A 21246-nucleotide genomic window follows, 5' to 3' on the forward strand; every position below is an offset into this window, starting at 1 on the left:
TTTTCTAGTTTAGAAGCCTACTCTCACACCAAAGTTCACTCCGATCGGCATTGGGAAGTTACCGTAGTCGAAACCAACACCCCCGCTACCTCCAACTGCAGCAGAGTTACCATTCACCACTGGGTCCAGGCCAGAATAATTCGTCAGGATAAACAAGTCGGTGGCAGTAACGAAAACGCTGCCTGACTTAATGAACTTAACACGGCTCAGCAGGTCTGAGTCCAGGTTATAGTTCAGCGTCACATCACGAAGACGCACCCAGTTGATATCCTTCTCAATAAAGTTAACCTCTGGCAGACCATAAGAAGTAGACCAGTAGTTCATGTCACGTGAAGGATCTATCACTTTCGTGTTCGGCGTTGGGTTGGCCGTGTTTTCCAGACCGTCTTTCATCACGCCGTCAAATACAACCGGTGTCTCACGATCCAACGTTCTCATGCTCAGGCCACGGGCAGTTAACAGGTGCTCCGTTGCATTGTAGATATCGCCGCCCTTTCTAAAGTCGAGCAGGAAGCTCAAAGACATGTTTTTATAAGTGAAAGAGTTTGTCAGACCAACCGTGAAGTCCGGCTGTCTGTTACCAACAATCTTCCACTCCGTCAGGTCACGCAGAGGATAGCCAGTGTTCGGGTCAATCAGTACTTGTCCGGCATCATTGTACTGATAATCGAAGCCGGTAAGTGTTGTCAGCGGGCCGCCGATAACCGAACCGTTACGTACGTTGCCATACAACCACGTATCCGACATGTAGAACTCATTTACCCCTGTCGGAAGTGAGATCAACTCGCTCCAAAGGTGTGTAAAGTTTGCCAGCACATCCCACGTAAAGTCCGTGTTCACAACAGGAGAGGCGTTAAGCTGCAGCTCAATACCCTCTGTCCTCATTTTACCAGCGTTAAATGCCTGCAGAATAAACCCTGTGGCGTAGCTTAGGCGCATATCCTGCACAATCTGATCTTCTGACAGCTTGTTAAAGTAGGTTGCATCAATGCCCAGGCGGTTTCCAGAGAACTTCAGTTCAGTACCAAACTCATAAGAAGTGGTCATTTCCGGTCTGAGGTTTGGACTAGGGCCAGTAAAGCCGTATCCGAAACCGCCACCTGTTGTGCTCTTAGGCTCCAGGAATGCACGGATGCTGTACGGATTGGCATCTTTACCCACTCTTGCCCAAGACCCGCGAAGTTTACCATAGCTAAGAACGTTGTTAAAACCACGGAATGGCTCTAACTCAGTAAAAATAAAGCTAGTGCTTACTGAAGGATAGAAGAACGACCTGTTCTCAATTGGCAAGGTAGAGCTCCAGTCGTTACGGCCTGTTAAGGTTACGAAGAGAATATTATCGTAATCCATCGTCAGGTTACCAAACACGCCAATAAGGCGACGCTGAGACAGCCTGTTTCTTCCGCGGTGTGTTGTGTTGTCGGTATTTTCGATAGAGTACAGGTTTGGTGCCAGGAAGCGCTCACCGGTTACAGCTTGCGTATAGGTTTCCTGAGAGTTTACCGCGCTACCTATTTTAAGATTAGTGTTAAACTTATCATTGAAGAACGAACGGTTTACTTCTCCATAGTACTGCAGGTTGAAGTTACGTGTGTTGTCCAATGATTGGTCAAAAATACCACCACGTGAATAGCCGTAGGCTGACTCAGGGTGACGGACCATGGTGATCTTACCTGAGGAGAAGTCGAAACCGGCGTTACCAACAAAACGCAGCCACTCTAAAGGCTCAACCATCAGGCGAGCGTTTGTAATGTAGCGGTTGTTGATGTTGTTGATAGTGTTTTTGTTAACGTTAAAGAACGGGTTCTCGATCTCATTGTCCCCTGTGGAGTAAAACCGACGCTCGCCGTTCTCAGTCATGTAGATACTCGCATCGTCAGTCGTTGGCCAGGTAAGCAAGCCTAGCAGCGGGCCACCTGCGCCTTTGAAGGCTGAGCTGTTATCTGTGTAAGTATAGGCAAAGGTCAGGTCAGCAGAGATGTACTTGTTCATTTCTGCTGTTACGGCAGAAGACAGGTTGAACTTCGTAAGATCCGTGCCAGGCACAAATCCCTCCTGCCCCGTGTAACCACCTGAAATACGATAAGTCGCCTTTTCAGAGCCGCCACTTAACGATACGTTGTGTTTCTGAGTAAAACCGTTTTCAAAGAAATTATCTACGTTATCATAGAACTGCGTTCCTTCTGGGTAGCGGCCACCGAAATATGACGTAACTCCTCCTGTGTTATCATCAACACCATTGTTACCAAGGCCGTACACCTTCTGAATTTCAGGGAACTTATTTATACGCTCTACTCTGAAGCTGTTGCTGTAGTCTATGCGAGGGGCACCAGCCTTACCTCTTTTGGTAGTTATAACTACCGCACCGGAGGCTGCATCAATACCATATAGAGCAGAGGCCTCAGGGCCTTTCAAAATAGTGATGCTCTCAATATCCTCAGGGTTGATGTCAGCAGCGCGGTTCGTAAAATCTGTTGCCCTGTTGTCCAGCGAGGTGGCAGAGCTCGCTGTAGAAGCAAACGCCGTGGTGTTAAAAGTACTGTTGCTGATAGGCAAACCATCCACCACAAAAAGAGGCTGGTTGCTACCGCTAAGCGAGGAAACACCACGAATCATAATAGAGGTAGAGGCACCTGGCAGACCAGAAGTAGTGTTTATATCAACACCTGCTACACGGCCGGCCAAACCATTAACAAAGTTCTCACGCTGCGTTTGGGCAATCGTTGCTCCTTTCACCTCTGTAACGGCATAACCAAGCGCTTTCTTCTCTTGCTTAATACCAAGAGCCGTTACAACAACTTCGTCGAGCGTCTCATTGTCCGTTTGCAGGGCTACGTCAATTGTAGAGGCGTTCCCCACAGTACGCTCTACAGGCTTCATACCAATAAAGGAGAACACCAGCACATCGCTCGGCTCTACATTACTGATTGTATAGTGCCCTACGGCGTCGGTTACAGAACCACGCGCCTTTCCCTTTACGGTAACAGAAACTCCCGGCAGTTGAATCTTATCCTCTGCAGAGGTCACTGTTCCACTAATAGTCTTGCCTTGGGCAAAACTTTCGAAATGCAGCAGGAGCATACAGAGCCCCCACAAGATACATCGTATACTGTTCTTCATGCTATCTGTTAGGTTGATATTCAGGCATGAAGATATACAATATTTTATATTTCATACTAATTTCAAGGAAAATTTACTGCATTTACATCAATTTTCTGCGCAGCAACAACATTGTTGCTGCGCAGAAACAGCAAATCTCATAACACACTGAATAAGCTGATCTGCAAGCTTTTTTATTTAAAATCACCCAACCCATGTGCAGCGCCAGGGGCATTCAAAACAAGAGCTGCACACATAGAAACAACACCTAACCCAAGCACAGCACACTTATTATAATACAATTTTAAACAGACATACCTACAGCACTACCCCTGCTTTACAGTGATTTATCACTCACTGGCATAACATTAAAAGTGCAATAACGGAACAGGAAGAAGTAGCTTTAAAGTGGTGACACCAAAAATGCGCGGGGAAACAATACAAAGATGTTGCAACTCACATAAAAGTGGCTTTTGCATTTCCAGTGCCAGAAGGGCAAGAACAGGGGCCAAACAAAGTACAGTCTGCAGTGGAGGCAGCATGTAAGCCGTGGGGGAAGCAAACCTGCCTCTCAATAGTGGGAAACCCGCGCTTATCCGAGTGCCACATCCAGGACCATCATCACCACGAATCCCGCAATCAGGCCCAGCACCGCCAGGTCGGTGTACTTGTCTCGCTGCGTTTCGGGAATTACCTCCTCCACCACTACATAAATCATGGCGCCGGCGGCAAAAGCGAGCGCGAACGGAAGCGCCGGGCGTATGTAGGCCACGGCCACCGCTCCCAACACACCTGCAACAGGCTCTACGACGGCAGAGAGTTGCCCGTACCAAAAGCTTTTCAGGCGGCTCACTCCCATCCGGCGCAGGGGCATGGCCACGGCAAAGCCCTCAGGGAAGTTCTGCAGGCCGATACCGAACGCCAGCACAATGGCTGAGGTGATACTGACATGCTCCACCCCGTGCGCCGCCGCCCCAAACAGCACCCCCACTGCTAATCCCTCTGGTATGTTGTGGATCGTTATAGCCAGCACGAGCAGCGTGGTGCGGTGCCAATGTGCCTTCACCCCCTCCTGCTCACTTTCACTAAAGTTGATGTGCAGGTGAGGAGCCAGTTTGTCGAGGCCGAAAATAAAGAGCGAGCCAGCTAGAAACCCGACGGCCGCCGGCATCCAGACCATGTTCGGGTACAGCTCTGCAGAATACTCAATGGCGGGGTTCAGCAAAGACCAAAAGCTGGCGGCAAGCATCACTCCGCCTGTAAAGCCCAGCATAATATCCTGCCAGGCCCGGTTAAGGTCTTTGAAGAAAAAAACCATGGCTGCCCCCGACGCTGTTACGAACCATGTAAAAACAGTTGCCAGGAGCGCGGCATACACCGGCCCTAACTCTTTCAAAAAGGATTCAATGCTTTCCATATGCTAGCGGTACAGCTGCTACTTACCCGGTGCAGGGATAAATGGTTGCTCTAAAAGAAAAGGAGAAAATTTATTCCCGCATCCTGCTGATTCGCTCGAGGTACTGCTGCATGCGGTCGTAGTGCGAGCCCTTCCAGTACACGCGCCTGCAGGAAGGGCAGCGGAAAAACTCGTTAAAGTATAGCCGGGTCTTGGGTGGCAACTGCTCCAGCACCTCCTCCTTACTTACCTCCTGCACCGGTACGTTGCACGTGAGGCATCGTTCAAAGGGGCTAAACCTGTCCCACAGCTTAAAGCGCCGTATCACCTCCTCCAGTTGTTCGTCGGTGTGCTGTGAGCGCAGCCAGTAGCCCCAGGTAACAGCCTTTTGCTTCAGCAGCCCAATATCCCGCGTTAGCACTACGCGCTGCTGCTCTTCCGCCATCCCGGCGATAGCGCTGTCAGATAGGTTGTTGTCGTAGGATGCGTCGAGGCCAAGCATGCGCATGCTTCTGGCAAGCGTGCCGAGGTGCACGTCCAGCACAAAGCGGGGCGGGGGCGGGTTCTGTTCCTCCAGCGAGTAACCGACAGGCCAACTGCGCGATATATCCACCGGGTACACCTCCACCTCGTCCCGGTCGCAGAGCCGGTACCGGAGCGTGACCGGCTGTCGGTTAACCAGGAGAACATCAACCTCCGGGTGCGGTACGCCTATGGCTTCTATAGCATCTTTGATCGCTGGGGAGCCTTTAAAAGAATAGGTAAGCGGCTTGGTTTGCTGCCGCTTCCGAAGAAAGTCGTTCAGGGCACCATGAAAAATGAAGTGGGCCTTATTTTCCGGCGTTGTTAGCATACTTGGCTTTACGCAGAGATGCTCCTGCCGATTAGAGGAGGGCTCCGGCACGGCTGAAAACAATAGCCTTTTACTGCTTTGGCTGAGTGGTCGGCGGAGCTTGCCTTACAGGGCTACAGGGCAAAGAGCTTCGGCAACTGCTGCACCAGGGTATAGCCGCCCAGGTAAGCCATCACCAGCACAACCAGCACACCAAACACCGTTAGCAAAAGCGGATGCCGGTACGTTCCCACTATTTTTGGTTTGTAGGCAGCATACACCATTACCCCCAGCGTAAGCGGCAGAACCAGGCCGTTTAGCGCCCCGGCAAGTATAAGCAGGCGAACAGGCTGCCCGATCGTCACGAAAATAACGGTGGAAACAAGTATAAAAACGATAATAACCCCGTTTTCATAGGCCTGGATTTTACGGCTGAAAGACTTCAGAAAGGAAACGGAAGTATAGGCCGAGCCGATAACAGAGGTAACGGCTGCTGAAAGCATCACGACCCCGAAAAGCTTGTACCCAATCACCCCGGCAGAAAGCTGAAACACGGAGGCAGGCGGGTTGGCCGGGTCCAGCACCAGCCCTTTGCTTACCACACCCAACGCCGCCAGGAACAGGAAGATGCGAATAATGGACGCCACCGTGATACCTGACACGGCACTCGCATTCACCTCCGGAAGCGACTCCTTGCCTTTGATGCCGGCATCCAGCAGACGGTGCCCTCCAGCGAAAGTGATGTAGCCGCCCACGGTGCCGCCCACCAGCGTGATAATGGCCAACACATCCACCTCGTCAGGGAAAAAGGATTTCGTAAGCGCCACTCCTACGGGTGGTGCAGACGTAAATGCCACGAACACGATCAGCAGGATCATCAGAAAACCCAGCACCTGTGCAAAGCGGTCCATCACCTTTCCGGCCTCGTGCACCAGAAACACGGCCACCGCCATAGCAGCAGCCATAACAGCCCCTACCTCCGGCGACACACCGAGCAGCACGTTAAACCCAAGCCCCGCGCCACCCACATTGCCTATATTAAAAGCCAGCCCGCCCAGCACAATCAGAAAAGAAATAAACGCACCCAGGCCGGGCAGCACCATGTTGGCAATATCCTGCGCCCTTCGTTCGGACACGGCAATTACCCGCCATACATTTAACTGCACCCCGATATCCAGCACGATAGAGATCAGAATGACAAAGCCAAAGCTGGCCGCCAGTTGCTGTGTGAAAACGGTTGTCTGCGTCAGGAAGCCCGGGCCAACGGCCGAAGTTGCCATCAGGAAGGCGGCGCCCAGTAAAACGCTCCAGTTTCTCTTCTTCATCCTTCGTTTACCGTGCAGTGAGGTTGATTCCTTCAGCCAGCAGGCGCTCGCGGATAAGCTGCGCAAAGGCGCGTGCGTGGGGGCCGTCGCCGTGCACACAAACAGTGTCCGCCTTTACCGGTACCTCGTCCCCCTGCTGCGACAGCACTTTGCCCTCCTTCACCATTCGCACCACCTGCCGCACGGCCTCCTCCTGGTCTACAATTAAGGCGTTTGGGTGGCGCCGCGGAGTCAGTGAACCGTCCTGCTGATAAGTACGGTCCGCAAAAACCTCGCTGGCAGTTTGCAACCCCAGCTTCTCCCCTGCCTTAACCAGCTCGCTGCCGGCAAGGCCATAAAGTATAAGCTCCGGATCTAGTTTGTACACGGCCTCCGCGATAGCCTGTGCCAGCTCCACGTTCGTAGCAGCCATGTTGTACAGGGCACCGTGAGGCTTCAGGTGGTGCAGCCTTGTTCCCTCCGCTTTGGCAAATGCCGCCAGCGCCCCTGCCTGGTACAACACCATGTCATACACCTCCTCTGCCGAAACAGCCATTTCCCTTCTTCCAAAGCCGCTCAGGTCCGGCAGGCCGGGGTGTGCCCCCATAGCCACGCCTTTCTCCAGCGCCAGCCGCACCGTCTTTTTCATCGTGGATGGGTCCCCGGCATGGTAGCCACAGGCAATGTTGGCGGAGGTAACATAATTGAGGAGCTCGCTGTCGTTGCCCATGCGCCAGGCTCCGTAGCTCTCGCCCATGTCGCAGTTCAGGTCCACGGTGTATTGGTTCATTGTTGATGTAGTTTGTACAGAATGGCCTGCCGGAGCGCCAGCAGGTGCTTCTCCTGCTGGTACAGTAGTCTGTGCGCCTCCTCCAGGCTTACTTCCTGAAACCGAATGATTTTGCCCGCCTGCACCTGCGCCAGCGCAGGAAGGTCTGCGGTGATAACCTGGGCAATGCGGGGATAGCCGCCAGTTGTCTGGCTGTCGGCCATAAGCACGATAGGGTCGCCCTGCGCCGGCACCTGCACGGTGCCATAGCTCACGGCGGTGGACAGAAGCTCGCGTTCCTCTTCCAGGGCCAGTATAGTACCCTGTAGCCGACAGCCCATGCGGTCTGACTGCGGCGTTACTTTATACTTTTCATTCCAGATATAGCCCTGGCTGTTTTCTGTAAACCAGTTGTACTCCAGCCCCCGCATCGCGCGCAGGGTCGGGTTTTCCTCATACCGTGGGAGCAGCTCCGGCTCCGGCCACCAGGCAGCCTCTGTAAAGGCGTTCTCTTTCCTGTCCTGCAGGAGCAGGTCGCCTAACAGCAGCCTGTTTGTGTCGCTCACGTCACCGAACTGTAACACATCCCCGCGCTGAAGGCTTCGGCCCTGCAGCCCGCCAATTCCGGCGCGCAGGTAGGTAGACCGGCTTCCCATCACCTCCGGCACCTGCACCCCTCCGGCAACTGCCAGGTAGGCGTAGTTGCCCTGCACCGGCTTGCCAAAGCGCAGCACATTGCCGGCCTTCACCAACACCGCCCGCCACATTCGAACGGGCTCCTCGTTTATACTTGCCGAAAGATCTGCTCCAGCCAGGGCGATAAGGGTATCCTGCTCAAAGCGAAGCTCAGGCCCCTGCATGGACAGCTCCAACACGGCAGCGTGATCCGGATTTCCCACCAAAAGGTTTGCAATGCGCAAGGCAACTTTATCCATGGCACCGCCCATCAGCACGCCCTGGCGCTGGAAACCCTTTCGCCCCAGATCCTGCACCGTGGTAAGCAGGCCGGACTTTAGTACCGTCAGCTTCATTCCTGCCCCTCCTTCCTTTCCTCGTACTCTTTTTCAGAGATCGGGACAAACCGCACCTTGTCACCGGCCTGTAACAGGCTGGGCACTTGCCGGGCGGCGTTAAAAAGGGCTACCGGTGTTCGCCCGATCAGTTGCCACCCTCCGGGCGTGCTGATCGGGTAGACGCCTGTCTGCGCACCCGCTATCCCCACACTGCCTGCGGGTATACGTGCGCTGGGTGTCGCTTTTCTCGGTGTAGCCAGGCGGTTATCCATGCCCCCCAAATACGGGAAGCCTGGTGCAAAGCCAACCATGTGCACCAGGTACTCCCCTGCACTGTGCATGTCGATGATCTCTTCTTCACGCAGGCCCGTATGCAGCGCCACCTCCTGCAGGTCCGGGCCATAGGCACCGCCGTATACCACCGGCAGCTCCACCACCCGTGCGGGGGTCGATCTTGTTTCCTGCACCTGCTCCACCAGCACTTCCAGCTTCTGCGTCAGCTCCTCGTAGGCATCCAGCTTTCCCTGCTGGCTAATCACCCAGGGATCGTAGTAAACGGTAAGGGTCGTGAAGGCGGGGACGTACTCCACCAGACCGGGAAAAGGCTGCTCGTCCAGCACCTGCGCTATTGCCCGGATGCGGTTTAATATCTTTTTACTTATGATGCTCCCAAACTGCAGTTCCACCGCGGATTCACCTCGGGGGCATATGAGCAGGGGCGGGTTTTGAATGATTTCAGGCATAAGTACCGTTATACTTCGTGCTGCGGCTGCGGGTTCAGGTAGAGGGCTTTGTTCTTGAAAGGCACCAGTGCCAGCACAACGGCCTGTTCGTAGAGTTCGCGCCTGTCCAACACGTTTTGCGTGAGGATACCCACGGCCCCGCCTTTCTGCTTGGAGTTGGCGTGGCCAAACACACGGTCATCAGCCTCCCCTAATTCTACCCCCTGCTCCACCAGTTCCTGCACGGCCTTTGGCAGAAAGAACGTGCCGGACCTTGCGCGACCCAGTTGCTCCCGGTCCCGCACCACAACCCAGGCAAAGGCTGTCAGTTCTCCCGCCATGGTTTCCACTCCTCCTTCTATGCCCACCCAGAAGTCTGCCTCGGCATGGGCTTCCTGTGCGTTTGCCACACGGTTCAGCGCCCCCTGCAGCGTCTCCTGCTCTGTTAAGGGTTGGTCGGCTACGCCGGAGGGCACCGAGACTGGCTCCGCCACAAACTCATACCCCGGGAACATGCGCCCCAGGCCTCCCATTGCGGCATTTACCTTCACCGGGTTCTTAGAGGCGATTACTACTTTACGCTTATTTTCCGTCATTCTTCTGGGACTTCAACCTATGATTTAACTGTTTATCCGGGGAAACGGGCTACACCTTACCTGCTGTATTGGCTACTCAACACACGCATGCGCCCCGAGGGCAGCAACAGGCGTTGCTTCTCTTACCCGCACCAAACTCCGCACAAGGGTCAGAAAGCCACGTACAGCTCGGGAAGCCATGTAGCTATACGCAGCAAAAAAGCAGTAAAACCACACAGACCAAGCAAAACAAGCTTTTCCCCCGATACCCTAATCCTTAAAGAAAAGAAATATTTAGAAAACGCGCCAGCCACACGGCACTTATCACCGGCTTTGGGGGAAGGATTGCGGGCTTTTAAGTATATTTGACTAAGATGAAAAAGAGAAACAGAACCTTACTACTAGCCGGTGTGGGGCTTTTGGGCGTAGCGAGCCTTGCCTCCTGCAGTGGCCCGCGGGCTACCACTACGGCTGTGCCCACAGCGGCCGTACCCCTCGAAACCGGTGTATCAGCGGAACTGGCCAATTACCGCAAACAGGTCCTCAGCCATATTGCCTATAACATACACCTGCAGCTACCAGCGCAGAAGCAAACACCCATACTTGGCTCCGAAACCATCACCTTCCGGCTAGCCGACAACAGCCAGCCGCTACAGCTCGACTTTAAAGAGGCACCAGACCACCTGAAGCAAGTATGGATCAACGGCAAACTGGCAGAGGTTCGTGTCGAGAAAGAGCACATCCTGCTTCCGACGCAGCTCCTCAAAGAGGGACTTAACGAAGTTAAAGTCGAGTTCGTCGCCGGTGACCTGTCGCTGAACCGCAACGCAGACTACCTCTACACACTGCTGGTGCCGGACCGCGCCCGCACCGTGCTCCCTGTCTTTGACCAGCCAAACCTGAAGGCTACTTTCACCCTAAACCTTACGCTGCCGAAAGACTGGAGTGCACTGGCCAACGGCCAACTGGTAGACTCCACGCAAAGCGGCGGCAGCAAGAGCTATTCTTTTGCCACCTCAGATACCATTCCCACTTACCTTTTCTCCTTTGCGGCAGGCAAGTTCCGCCACGCTCAGCGCGACATGAAGGGCACCACCATGCACTTTTACCACCGCGAAACAGACGCCACGAAAATACAGGAAAGCATGGGCCCGATCTTCCAGATCCACAGCGACGCCCTGGCCTTTCTGGAGGATTACACGCAGATACCGTACCCGTTCCAGAAGTTTGACTTTGTGGCGATACCGGATTTCCAGTACGGTGGCATGGAGCATGTGGGCGCCATCCAGTACAAAGCGTCCAGCCTGTTCCTGGACGATGGCGCGACGAAAGACCAGCAGATATCCCGCTCTAACCTGATTGCCCACGAAACGGCCCATATGTGGTTTGGCGACCTGGTAACCATGCAGTGGTTTAATGATGTGTGGATGAAAGAGGTCTTTGCCAATTTTATGGCTGATAAGATAACCCAGGTGGCCTTAGAAGACACCAACTACGACATGAAGTTCCTGGTCGACCACTTCCCCGCCGCCTACAGCATTGATCGCACAGCAGGGGCTAACCCGATCCGGCAGCCGCTGGACAACCTGCAGGACGCCGGGTCGCTCTACGGCAACATCATCTACCACAAAGCGCCCATTATGATGCGGCAGCTGGAGCGCCTGATGGGTGCAGAGAAGTTCCAGGAGGGGCTGCAGGAATATCTCCGCACATACGCCTACCAAAACGCCACCTGGCCGGACCTGATTAAGATCCTGGATGCCCGCACCGAAGCCGACCTGGAGCAGTGGAACCAGGTGTGGGTAAACGAGCCGGGCCGCCCCATTTTCAGCTATGACCTGAAAACGGCGGGCGGCAAAGTTCAGCAGCTCACTGTAACGCAGCGGGGCGAAGACGGGTCTGAGCGGGTGTGGCCACAGTCCTTCGAGATAGCGCTGGTGTACCCTGACCGTATGGAAGAGCTGACTGTGAACATGGCCGAAAGCAAGACGGTGGTAAACGCGGCTGCCGGGAAGGAGGCTCCGCAGTTTATACTTTTCAATTCCACGGGCCAGGGCTACGGCGTATTTCCGGTGGAAGAGCAGCTGCTGCAGCGGCTCCCCCGGTTACAGGACCCGGTGCAGCGCGCCTCCAGCTACATTAACCTGTACGAAAACATGCTGAACGGGCGTAGCATCACCCCGGAGCAACTGCTTTCCTTCTACAAAGAGAACCTGGCACAAGAGCGTGAGGAGCTGAACGTAAAGCTGCTAACGGGCCAGATGGGCAATATCTACTGGCTGTTGCTTACACCGGCGCAGCGCCAGCAGTATGCGGCCCAACTGGAGCAGAAAGTGTGGCAGGCACTGCAGCAGCAGCCGGCCGGCAACGTGAAAAAGCTGCTTTTCAAGACCTACCAAAGTATAGCGCTCACCCAGGAGGCACAAGACAGGCTGTACCAGGTATGGCAAGAGCAGAAGGCGCCAGCCGGCGTGAAGCTGAACGAGGACGATTATACATCCCTGGCCCTCGCCCTGGCCGTGCGGGACTACCCGGCAGAAAACATACTGCCACGGCAGCTCGGCCGTATCCAGAACCCTGATCGCCAACAGCGCCTCGCGTTCATGATGCCGGCGCTGTCTGCCAACCTGCAGGAGCGGGATGCTTTCTTCGCCTCCCTGAAAGAGGCGGAGAACAGGGAGAAAGAGGCGTGGGTAACCGCAGCGCTGGGCTACCTGCATCACCCGCTGCGCGCGAAAACATCACAGCACTACCTGCCACAGAGCCTGGAACTACTGGACGAAATACAGCGCACCGGGGATATCTTCTTTCCGTTCAACTGGCTTCGTGCCACCTTCGGCTCCTACCAGAGCCCCGCAGCGGCACGGGCCGTACGCGACTTCCTGGCCCGCAACCCGAACTACAACCCCAAGCTGAAAGACAAGATTCTGCAGGCGGCCGATGATTTGTTCAGGGCAGAGAGGCTGGTGAGGGAATAGCGGCCTAGAAGGGCAACCTGCTGCGAACCATCAGAAAAAGTAGTAGCTAACGCAAGCGGACGTTTGCGCCAAGCCCAGACCGCAACTTGTCAGTCCTCTTCTTGCCAGCCAGATGCGCGCCGGAGCTAAGTATGGCGCGTCTCTGGCTCCCTTGAAAACAAAAAAGCCTCTCCGTTTCCGGAGAGGCTTTTTTATACTTTATACTTGACAGGAGTTACACCAGGATTCTCACCGGGTTCTCCAGCAGGTTCTTAAACGTCTGCAGGAAGGCTGACCCTACAGCGCCGTCCACTACGCGGTGATCGCAGGACAGGGTAACTTTCATTACATTGCCAATCTTGATCTCGCCGTTGCGCACAACCGGTGTTTGCTTAATGCCCCCAACAGCCATGATGCAGGCATCCGGCGGGTTGATGATGGCCGTAAACTCTTCGATGCCGAACATACCCAGGTTAGAGATGGTGAAGGTGTTTCCTTCCCAGTCAGACGGCTGCAGCTTTTTGCTCTTCGCCTTGCCTCCCAGGTCTTTCACCTCTGCAGAGATAGCAGAAAGCGACTTGAAGTCCGCATTGCGCACAACCGGCACCAGCAGGCCTTCTTCCACCGCCACAGCCACACCAATGTTGATGTGCTTGTTATAGCGGATCTTATCTCCTAACCAGGATGAGTTAACGGCAGGGTGCTGGCGCAGGGCGGCAGCGGCGGCCTTAATCACCAGGTCGTTGAACGATACCTTCACCGGAGACACTTCGTTGATGCTGGCGCGCGCCTCAATGGCTTTGTCCATATCAATTTCCATGGTCAGGTAGAAGTGCGGTGCAGAGAACTTGCTCTCAGCCAGGCGGCGGGCAATTACTTTGCGCATCTGCGATACGTTCACTTCTTCGTACGCCTCAGCAGGTGCACCTGGTATTGCCGCAGCTGGAGCAGCCTGAGGGGCAGCGGCTTTCTGCGGAGCGGCAGACGGCGTAAAGTTCTCCACGTCGCGCAGTACAATGCGGCCGTTTTCGCCGGAGCCCTTAATCTGAGACAGGTTATAGCCTTTTTCCTTCGCAACGCGTTTTGCCAGCGGGGAAGCCTTGATGCGGCCGTTCTCAGAGGCCTCGTTGCTTTCTGTTGCCGTGTCAGTCACTTTCGTTTCCTCCACTTTCTCAGAAGTCACGGCGTCTACACTTTCTTCGATGGCTTCGTCAGTTTTAGCGTTCTCCTGGCGGCTTTGCTTGTTAGAAGAAGCAGCGCTCAGCAGTGCTTTGTAGTCAGCGCCTTCCTCCCCGATGATGGCAATGATGGCATCCACGGCAACAGAATCGCCTTCGTTTACACCGATGTACAACAGGGTGCCGTCTTCGTAAGACTCCAGCTCCATGGTGGCTTTGTCGGTTTCTACCTCAGCCAGAATATCGCCTGACTTTACTTTGTCGCCTTCTTTTTTCTGCCAGCTCACAAGTACACCCTCTGTCATGGTGTCGCTCATTTTTGGCATGCGGATAACAGAAGCCTTGATGTTGCTCACGTCGGCTACCTTGGCAGGGGCCTCCTGTGGAGCAGGGGCAGCTTTCGTTTCTTCTTTCTTCTCTTCCGGCTTCTCCTCTTTGGCAGCAGGTTTTCCGTTACCGCCTTTCGCATCGTTCAGCAGGCCGGAGATATCCTCGCCTTCTTTACCGATGATCGCAATCAGCGCGTCAACCGGCACAGAATCACCCTTCTTAGGACCGATGTACAGCAGTGTCCCATCTTCGTAAGACTCCAGTTCCATGGTCGCCTTATCGGTTTCTACTTCGGCCAGGATGTCGCCGGAGCTCACCTTATCGCCTTCTTTCTTCAACCAAGATGCAATCACCCCCTCTGTCATCGTGTCGCTCATCTTGGGCATTCTTATAACTTCAGCCATAAATATCGTGTTGTTTATTCGCCCAATAGGTCTTGTATTATCCGCCCAAAATTAGATTTAAAAATATTTTATTCAAACTATGTTGGCACACAAAAGATAGGATATGACTTATTGCACCTGTAAAAAAGGCTTATGCAGCTGCCATAGCTCCGAAAAAGCAAGTTACGCAATCAGGCGTAATTTCTAAAGAATTAACTTTTACTTCTGCATCACCTGGCCCCAGCCTGCTGCAAGTGCGTTACATCGCAGTATTTTTCTACGGAGAACATGCTGCCGGTATAGTTCAGCTGGTAGAGGCACAGGTTCTTGTGCTGGAACTCATCCATGCAGCGCAGCGGGTAGCGCAGCAGCTGGCAAAGCAGGATGCGCATCGCCCGGCCATGCATGCAGATCAGGATCGTTTCCTCCTCCGGCCGGCTTAGCATCAGCTCGATAAAAGGCTTCTGCCGCTCAAACACCAGGTCCGGGCTCTCGCCGCCTTCAATGCACACGCCGGTTTCGCCGTCGCACCACGTCTGCAGGATACCGTGGTAGTAGGCATCCTCCTCGGGCGTCACGCGCGAGCCCTCGCGGGTGCCCCAGTTAATTTCGTTCAGCCCGGCATGGCGCTCATGCGTTATCCCCAGGTCAATAAACCCCTGCACAGACTCTATACTGCGCTGCAGAGTGGAGGTGTAGACCTTATCGAAGGGCACATCTTTATAATGCTCGAAAAAGAGCGCTGCCTGGCGCTGGCCTGTGTCGTTGAGGTGCGAGTCTACGCCGCTCCCCTGCACAATACTCTGCAGGTTATAGTCGGTTTGCCCGTGGCGGATGAGGTATACTTTCTTAATACTCAAAATTCTTCTACTTTTGCCTTCTTACTTAAATGTAAGCGCGAATTTAGACATCGCTTCTTATGGATAAAAATACTGATACGGTTGAGCGTGTAAAACAGTGGTGCCAAAACACCATGATTGAGCACTTAGGGATTGAAATAACAGAGGCAGGCCCGGACTTCCTCTGTGGCCGGATGCCCGTGGACCAGCGCACCCACCAGCCCATGGGCCTGCTGCACGGGGGCGCCTCGGTGGTGCTGGCTGAGTCGCTGGCAAGTATGGGTGCCGCCCTGCAGGTGGATTTAACAAAAAAAGCCTGCGTTGGTTTAGAGATAAATGCGAACCACTTGCGCGGCATCAGCACTGGCTGGGTGTACGGCAAGGCAACTCCGCTCCACGTGGGCCGCAGCACGCAGGTGTGGGAAACCAAAATCACCAACGAGGCAGGCGACCTGATCTGCATTAGCCGCATGACCGTGGCCGTGATCGACAAAAAATAACCTTTACAGAGGCCAGACCGCCTCAGGAGAACATAGCATGGGTACAGCAACCCGAGTTTTTACGTTACAAGATACCTTCAGAGCAGCCATCGCCGGGCAAAAGGCGGTGGCTGTTTGGCGCTTGCCAAACACCGATAGCACGCAGGCCTGCGTGCAGCTGGGGCCCGGTTACGCCACCGGGCAACCGCAGCTTGAGCGCAGCCCCTTCGGCTTCCTTTTCTGCCCTTTCCAGCCCACGGCACAGCACCATAATACCTTTATAAGGGCTGATGTATACTTTGACGGCAGCACTGCACCCCCCGTGGTAGCAGACGGTGTGCCGGAGGAGGAAATGGAGAAATTTTACCGGTTGCTTAACGAGGAAAGCAAAGCCGGCTGGCACACCGTGCCGGCAACGCAGCAGCACTTCCAGACGGCGCAGGGGTTTACCACTGCCGTTACCAAGGCGGTGGAGCAGATACAGGCCGAGACGATGGAAAAGGTGGTGCTTTCCCGTACCAAGCAGGAAGCGTTACCGGCAGGCTTCTCTCCCATAGCCGCTTTCGAGGCCATGGCCGCTGCCTACCCCAGGGCCTTTGTTTCGCTGGTTTCCGTACCGGGTGTGGGCACCTGGATGGGCGCCTCTCCCGAGATACTGGTCAGCATTAACGAGCAGCAGGTGTTCCACACCATGGCATTGGCGGGCACGCAGCCAGTGGTCGCCAACGTAGCAGATGCTATCTGGCGGCAAAAGGAAATAGAAGAGCAAGCCATGGTGGAGCGCTACATCCTGAGCTGCTTTAAAAAGCTTCGCCTCCGCGAGTACACCGAAATCGGGCCGCGCACCGTAATAGCAGGTAACCTGATGCACCTGCGCACAGACTTCAGGGTGGATATGAAGGAAGTTCACTTCCCGACGCTGGGCACCGACATGCTGGAGCTGCTACACCCGACCTCTGCCATCTGCGGCTTACCGAAAGCGCCCGCGCTGGAGTTCATACTTGCCCACGAAGGCTACGACCGCAGCTATTACAGCGGCTACCTGGGCCCCGTTAGCGGCCCCACGGGCTCGCACCTCTATGTAAACCTGCGCTGCATGGAGCTACAGGAGTCTGAGGCAATTCTGTATGCCGGGGCAGGTATCACCGCAGAGTCTGACCCGCAGAAGGAGTGGCAGGAAACAGAGCACAAAATGCAAACGATGCGGAAAGTTTTAGAGCTTTTGAGTGATTGATTCTTGGATATGAATTGTAGTTACACGACCTCCTGTTCTACCAAACACTCAGTCAGTTCTTCACTCATTCAAAATTAAGATTGTGATTCTACAGCCAGTTGTAAACATAGCCGAAATCTGTGCCAGGAAAGGTGTCAAGCAGGTGGTACTATCGCCTGGCTCGCGCTGCGCACCGCTCACCATTGCCTTTGCCCGCCACCCGAAGCTGTCGGTGCGCACGGTAAGCGATGAGCGTGCGGCCGCCTTTATTGCCCTGGGCATGGCGCTTACTACTGGCAAACCCACCGTTTTAATCTGCACCTCCGGCACCGCCGCGTTAAACTACGCCCCTGCCGTCGCCGAGGCTTTCTTTCAGCAGGTGCCCCTGCTCGTGCTCACCGCCGACAGGCCCCCGGAGTGGATTGACCAACTGGACGGCCAAACGATCCGCCAGCAGCACGTGTTTGGGCAGCACATCAAGCGCAGCTATACTTTCCCGGTGGACCTGCAGCACCCGGACGCCGTGTGGCAAAGCGAACGTACGGTATCGGAGGCTTTAAACGAGGCCGCTGCCTTCCCGGCCGGGCCAGTGCACATAAACGTGCCGCTGCGGGAGCCCTTTTACCCTGCCCCCGGCGAAGCGCTGGAGTACAATGCCAAAGTGAAGGTAATTGAGGAAGAGCCACAGGCATACGGCCTGACCGAAATGCAGGCGCTACGGTTACAGCAGGAGATACTAAAGTACAAGCGCATACTTATGCTGGCTGGGCACGGGCAGCGTGATGCAGAGCTGCTTAAGAGAATAAAGGCTTTTGCGGACACTACCGGTGCCGTGGTGGTCGGCGATATCATCAGCAACGTGCATGAGCTGCCGAACGCGGTGCGCCACCAGGATGCCATCTTTGCCAACACCGATCAGGCACTCCTGCGCCAGTTGCAGCCCGACCTGCTGATCACCTTTGGCAAGTCCATCATCTCCAAAGCACTGAAACTGTACCTGCGCAAAAACAAGCCGCAGGCGCATTGGCACCTGCAGCCTGCCGGCGCGGTAGCCGACACCTTTCAGTCGTTAACGAAAATAATCCGCTGCACCCCTTACAGCTTTTTTGCCGGCATGGCAGGCAGCATTAAGAATGATGTGGCCTTTGTGCAGGCATGGAAGAAGGCCAGCGGCGCCACAACTAAATTTCTGCAGCAGTTCACGACAGAGGCTGCCTTTGGCGAACTTGCTGTAGTGGCGCGGGTGCTCCAGCTCTTACCGAAGCACAGCAACCTGCACCTGGCCAATTCCATGTCGGTGCGCTATGCCAACATCGTAGGGCTACAGGCCGAGAAGCGCGTGGAAGTATTTGCCAACCGCGGCACCAGCGGCATAGACGGCAGCACCAGCACCACCGTCGGCTGCGCCCTTACCAGCTCCGGCATCACCACCCTCCTCACCGGCGACCTGGCTTTCTTCTACGACCGCAACGGACTATGGCACAATTACCTGCCCGGAAATCTGCGCATTGTGCTGCTCAACAACCATGCAGGGGGTATTTTCAGGATAATTGACGGGCCGAAGCAGCAGCCAGAGCTGGCGCCGTACTTTGAAACGCATCAGGCCCTGGACGCAGAAAACACCGCCCGTGATTTTGGCCTCGGCTACACGGCTGTACGCTCGCTGCAGGAGCTCGAGCAGGCGCTGCCCAGCTTTTTCTCCGAAAAGGCCGGAGCGGGCATACTGGAGGTCTTTACAGACAGCCCCGCCAATGCCGAGGCGTTTGAACAGTACCGAATGGCGGTAAGGGCGCTCCCTTTAGGTTAATTTTCTGCAGCAGTTACGCCTTCGGCACGACAGGCGTAGCTGCTGCGTGTACTTGTTCTAAGCCCACTGTCCAAAGAGGTGCTGCTATTGCCGTTTTTTCCCAAGTACAGGTTTTGCCTCTCCGGCCAATCGCTCCTCGTTTCTGCCCCTCATAGCGCTTCTCTTTCAAATCTAAAAAGCCAAGGCGGACTTACCTTCACACCGCTGCCCAAGTGCTACACTTCAAAACAGGCCGTAGCTACAGGTCTGCCTGGCGGAGCCCCAAAAGGATGCTCAGGCCAGAAACCCATCACTCTTTTTATTGCCAGACTGTCACAATTCACCCACTGTGCCGATCATATTTTCCCCGGCAAGCTTCCGCCATATACTTCCTCTAAAACAAACCTTCGTTCTAACATCCATAATATTACCAAAATCGTTTAACATACTACAAATCAAATTGTTCCACTAAACCATATCAGCCATGAACCTCACACACGATATGAACCGCGTTGGACGCTGGGGAGACACGCACCACCCCGTATGGCTCGACTTTTTAAGGGTGGCCCTGGGTATCTTCCTGCTGGTAAAGGGAGTTATGTTCGTGCAGGACACAGAGGCGCTGTTCAGCATCATGCGGAAGAGCCAGTTTCCCTGGGTATCTATCGGGTTGGCGCACTATGTGGCCTTTGCTCACTTGGTTGGGGGGCTTTTGATAGCGATGGGGCTTCTCACACGTGTGGCGATACTGTTTCAAATTCCGATCTTGCTGGGTGCCGTTTTCTTTATTAACCCCGAAAGAGGGTTCTATTCAGAGAACACAGAGCTCTGGACGTCAGTCATCGTACTTTTTCTGCTTATTTTCTTTCTTGTTTTCGGCTCGGGGCGCTTCTCCGTCGATCACCTGATCCGCAAGCCGAAACGCGACTGGCTGTACTGAGGCAAAAAGCACAGGACCTGAAAAAAGCCGGTGCTCCGGTGCGGATGGCAGGCTTCTGCTTTTCTAGCTCCACAAACAGAAGTACAGGGCAGGAAAACGTGGTTTTGGGTTAAGAACAAAGCAGGCAAAAACCTTTGCCTGCTTTGTTTGCTTTAACGGTACTTAGCTGCGAATTTTGCAGTGCACGTATACCTTCACTTCCCCCAACGAGGCACTACTTTTTCGGCCTCCCTGGCAGGTGGACATACGCTTTACCAGAACTGACCCATGACAGAGAAATACCTGACCCTGAACGGCAAGAAGTTTTACTACGATGAGATTGCCGCCTATTCCTTCCGAAACAGCATTCCGCTGAATGGCTATGAGAGCAAAACACTGGAGTTTTGCCGCAACTGGCTCAACGGGGTGCAGGAGTTTCCGATCCAGACGTCAGGCTCTACAGGCGTGCCTAAAACCATCAGCCTTACGCGCGCGCAGCTGGAGGCAAGCGCACGGCGCACCCTGAAGCTGCTACAAGTCACCCCCGGTGACTGTACCCTCATCTGCCTCAACACTGAGTACATTGCTGGCATGATGATGCTGGTGCGCGGCTTTATCGGGGAGCTAAAGATGATCATCGTGGAGCCAATCAGCAACCCGCTGGCGCTGGTAAGCCCCGACGAGAAGGTTGCCTTTGCCTCTTTTGTGCCGATGCAGCTGCACGCAATCATGCAAGAGGCGCCGGAGCGCATCGGGCAGCTCAACAACATGAAAGCCCTTCTGATCGGCGGTGCCCCTGTCTCCCCTACCCAGCAGCGTGAGTGGCAGAGCATACAGGCGCCGGTCTACCACACGTATGGCATGACGGAAACGGCCTCGCACATCGCATTGCGCCAGCTCAATGGCGCAGGTGCCGCCGAGTATTACAATGTGCTGGAGAATATCCAGATAGGCCTCGACAAGCGCGGCTGCCTCACCATAAAGGGAGATGTCACCAACAACGAGCTGCTGGTGACAAACGACATCGTGGAGTTGCTAACGCCTACCCGCTTCCGCTGGATCGGCCGCGCTGACAACACCATCAACACCGGAGGGGTAAAGGTACAGACGGAGAAAGTGGAGCTGGGCATAGCCGAAGCGATGCTGGACATGGAGAATGCCCCGCGCTTCTTTATAGCGCCGCAGCCAGACGAGGTGCTGGGCGACAAGATTGTACTGGTGCTGGAGGGCCAGGCGCTGGCGCCACAGGCAGAGCAGGAGCTCTACGAAAAGATGCGCCTCTACCTGAAAAAGTTCGAGATGCCACGGGAAACGTACTACAGCCCCGCATTCACTGAAACAGCCACCGGCAAGGTATCGCGGCAGCGCACACTCCAGAAGCTGGGCCTGCACACGGATTAAACGTAGCGAATGTGATCGGCCCGGGCACACTCCCGTAAAAAGTAAAAACCA

16 protein-coding genes are annotated in these 21246 nt (G+C 54.8%); 6 read left to right on the forward strand and 10 right to left on the reverse strand.

What is annotated here, in order from left to right; genetic code table 11:
• Positions 1-9: 9 nt before the first annotated feature.
• The 8 genes from CA264_RS08805 to yjjX all read right to left on the reverse strand — a co-directional run bounded on the left by CA264_RS08805 (position 10) and on the right by yjjX (position 9731).
• Positions 10-3120 (reverse strand): SusC/RagA family TonB-linked outer membrane protein, encoded by a 3111-nt coding sequence (locus CA264_RS08805; RefSeq protein ID WP_025606417.1) that lies wholly within the window; start codon positions 3118-3120, stop codon positions 10-12.
• Between the two features lie 571 nt (positions 3121-3691).
• Complete coding sequence (locus CA264_RS08810; protein WP_025606418.1) at positions 3692-4516, reverse strand: ZIP family metal transporter; 825 nt, start codon at positions 4514-4516, stop codon at positions 3692-3694.
• Positions 4517-4586: 70 nt separating this feature from the next.
• A complete protein-coding gene (locus CA264_RS08815; RefSeq protein WP_025606419.1) occupies positions 4587-5348 on the reverse strand; it encodes a Mut7-C RNAse domain-containing protein in 762 nt (253 codons plus the stop codon).
• A gap of 113 nt (positions 5349-5461) precedes the next feature.
• Positions 5462-6652 carry an NRAMP family divalent metal transporter gene (locus CA264_RS08820; RefSeq protein WP_025606420.1) on the reverse strand — a complete coding sequence of 397 codons (1191 nt, stop codon included), beginning with the start codon at positions 6650-6652 and terminating at the stop codon, positions 5462-5464.
• Between the two features lie 7 nt (positions 6653-6659).
• A complete protein-coding gene (locus CA264_RS08825) occupies positions 6660-7421 on the reverse strand; it encodes a LamB/YcsF family protein (protein WP_025606421.1) in 762 nt (253 codons plus the stop codon).
• The gene (locus tag CA264_RS08830) at positions 7418-8431 is read right to left on the reverse strand and encodes a 5-oxoprolinase subunit C family protein (RefSeq protein ID WP_025606422.1); all 1014 of its coding nucleotides are present in this window, start codon (positions 8429-8431) and stop codon (positions 7418-7420) included. Before CA264_RS08830 ends, CA264_RS08825 begins: the two co-directional genes overlap by 4 nt.
• Positions 8428-9156: a 5-oxoprolinase subunit PxpB gene (gene pxpB, locus CA264_RS08835; RefSeq protein ID WP_025606423.1), complete on the reverse strand. Its 729-nt coding sequence runs from the start codon at positions 9154-9156 to the stop codon at positions 8428-8430. The genes CA264_RS08830 and pxpB overlap by 4 nt, the downstream gene beginning before the upstream one ends.
• Positions 9157-9164: 8 nt before the next feature.
• Positions 9165-9731 carry an inosine/xanthosine triphosphatase gene (gene yjjX, locus CA264_RS08840; RefSeq protein ID WP_025606424.1) on the reverse strand — a complete coding sequence of 189 codons (567 nt, stop codon included), beginning with the start codon at positions 9729-9731 and terminating at the stop codon, positions 9165-9167.
• 353 nt (positions 9732-10084) lie between these two features.
• Between yjjX and CA264_RS08845 the strand changes: the two genes are divergently transcribed.
• Complete coding sequence (locus tag CA264_RS08845) at positions 10085-12688, forward strand: M1 family metallopeptidase (RefSeq protein ID WP_025606426.1); 2604 nt, start codon at positions 10085-10087, stop codon at positions 12686-12688.
• A 214-nt stretch (positions 12689-12902) separates the two neighbouring features.
• On the opposite strand, the gene CA264_RS08850 is transcribed toward CA264_RS08845, so the two are convergent.
• Positions 12903-14579, reverse strand: coding sequence for a pyruvate dehydrogenase complex dihydrolipoamide acetyltransferase (locus tag CA264_RS08850; protein WP_025606427.1), 1677 nt, complete (start codon positions 14577-14579; stop codon positions 12903-12905).
• A gap of 209 nt (positions 14580-14788) precedes the next feature.
• Complete coding sequence (locus CA264_RS08855; RefSeq protein WP_025606429.1) at positions 14789-15418, reverse strand: histidine phosphatase family protein; 630 nt, start codon at positions 15416-15418, stop codon at positions 14789-14791.
• A gap of 59 nt (positions 15419-15477) precedes the next feature.
• On the opposite strand from CA264_RS08855, the gene CA264_RS08860 reads away from it, so the two are divergent.
• The 5 genes from CA264_RS08860 to CA264_RS08880 all read left to right on the forward strand — a co-directional run bounded on the left by CA264_RS08860 (position 15478) and on the right by CA264_RS08880 (position 21195).
• Positions 15478-15897 (forward strand): PaaI family thioesterase, encoded by a 420-nt coding sequence (locus CA264_RS08860; protein WP_025606431.1) that lies wholly within the window; start codon positions 15478-15480, stop codon positions 15895-15897.
• 37 nt (positions 15898-15934) lie between these two features.
• Positions 15935-17110, forward strand: a complete 1176-nt coding sequence (locus CA264_RS08865) for a chorismate-binding protein (RefSeq protein WP_025606433.1) — start codon at positions 15935-15937, stop codon at positions 17108-17110.
• An 82-nt stretch (positions 17111-17192) separates the two neighbouring features.
• The gene (menD, locus tag CA264_RS08870; RefSeq protein WP_025606435.1) at positions 17193-18896 is read left to right on the forward strand and encodes a 2-succinyl-5-enolpyruvyl-6-hydroxy-3-cyclohexene-1-carboxylic-acid synthase; all 1704 of its coding nucleotides are present in this window, start codon (positions 17193-17195) and stop codon (positions 18894-18896) included.
• Between the two features lie 463 nt (positions 18897-19359).
• Positions 19360-19815 (forward strand): DoxX family protein, encoded by a 456-nt coding sequence (locus CA264_RS08875; RefSeq protein ID WP_025606437.1) that lies wholly within the window; start codon positions 19360-19362, stop codon positions 19813-19815.
• Positions 19816-20082: 267 nt separating this feature from the next.
• Positions 20083-21195 (forward strand): AMP-binding protein, encoded by a 1113-nt coding sequence (locus CA264_RS08880; RefSeq protein ID WP_025606438.1) that lies wholly within the window; start codon positions 20083-20085, stop codon positions 21193-21195.
• Positions 21196-21246 lie beyond the last annotated feature (51 nt).

This window comes from Pontibacter actiniarum (assembly GCF_003585765.1).
Classification (GTDB): Bacteria; Bacteroidota; Bacteroidia; order Cytophagales; family Hymenobacteraceae; genus Pontibacter; species Pontibacter actiniarum.

Bases quoted from the DNA above. Each gene is read 5' to 3' on its own strand.
- CA264_RS08880 (WP_025606438.1), top strand. From the start codon at position 20,083: ATGACAGAGAAATACCTGACCCTGAACGGCAAGAAGTTTTACTACGAT.
- pxpB (WP_025606423.1), bottom strand. From the start codon at position 9,156: ATGCCTGAAATCATTCAAAACCCGCCCCTGCTCATATGCCCCCGAGGT.
- CA264_RS08810 (WP_025606418.1), bottom strand. From the start codon at position 4,516: ATGGAAAGCATTGAATCCTTTTTGAAAGAGTTAGGGCCGGTGTATGCC.
- CA264_RS08875 (WP_025606437.1), top strand. From the start codon at position 19,360: ATGAACCTCACACACGATATGAACCGCGTTGGACGCTGGGGAGACACG.
- CA264_RS08850 (WP_025606427.1), bottom strand. From the start codon at position 14,579: ATGGCTGAAGTTATAAGAATGCCCAAGATGAGCGACACGATGACAGAG.
- CA264_RS08825 (WP_025606421.1), bottom strand. From the start codon at position 7,421: ATGAACCAATACACCGTGGACCTGAACTGCGACATGGGCGAGAGCTAC.
- CA264_RS08805 (WP_025606417.1), bottom strand. From the start codon at position 3,120: ATGAAGAACAGTATACGATGTATCTTGTGGGGGCTCTGTATGCTCCTG.
- CA264_RS08845 (WP_025606426.1), top strand. From the start codon at position 10,085: ATGAAAAAGAGAAACAGAACCTTACTACTAGCCGGTGTGGGGCTTTTG.
- CA264_RS08820 (WP_025606420.1), bottom strand. From the start codon at position 6,652: ATGAAGAAGAGAAACTGGAGCGTTTTACTGGGCGCCGCCTTCCTGATG.
- CA264_RS08830 (WP_025606422.1), bottom strand. From the start codon at position 8,431: ATGAAGCTGACGGTACTAAAGTCCGGCCTGCTTACCACGGTGCAGGAT.
- CA264_RS08815 (WP_025606419.1), bottom strand. From the start codon at position 5,348: ATGCTAACAACGCCGGAAAATAAGGCCCACTTCATTTTTCATGGTGCC.
- yjjX (WP_025606424.1), bottom strand. From the start codon at position 9,731: ATGACGGAAAATAAGCGTAAAGTAGTAATCGCCTCTAAGAACCCGGTG.
- CA264_RS08865 (WP_025606433.1), top strand. From the start codon at position 15,935: ATGGGTACAGCAACCCGAGTTTTTACGTTACAAGATACCTTCAGAGCA.
- CA264_RS08860 (WP_025606431.1), top strand. From the start codon at position 15,478: ATGGATAAAAATACTGATACGGTTGAGCGTGTAAAACAGTGGTGCCAA.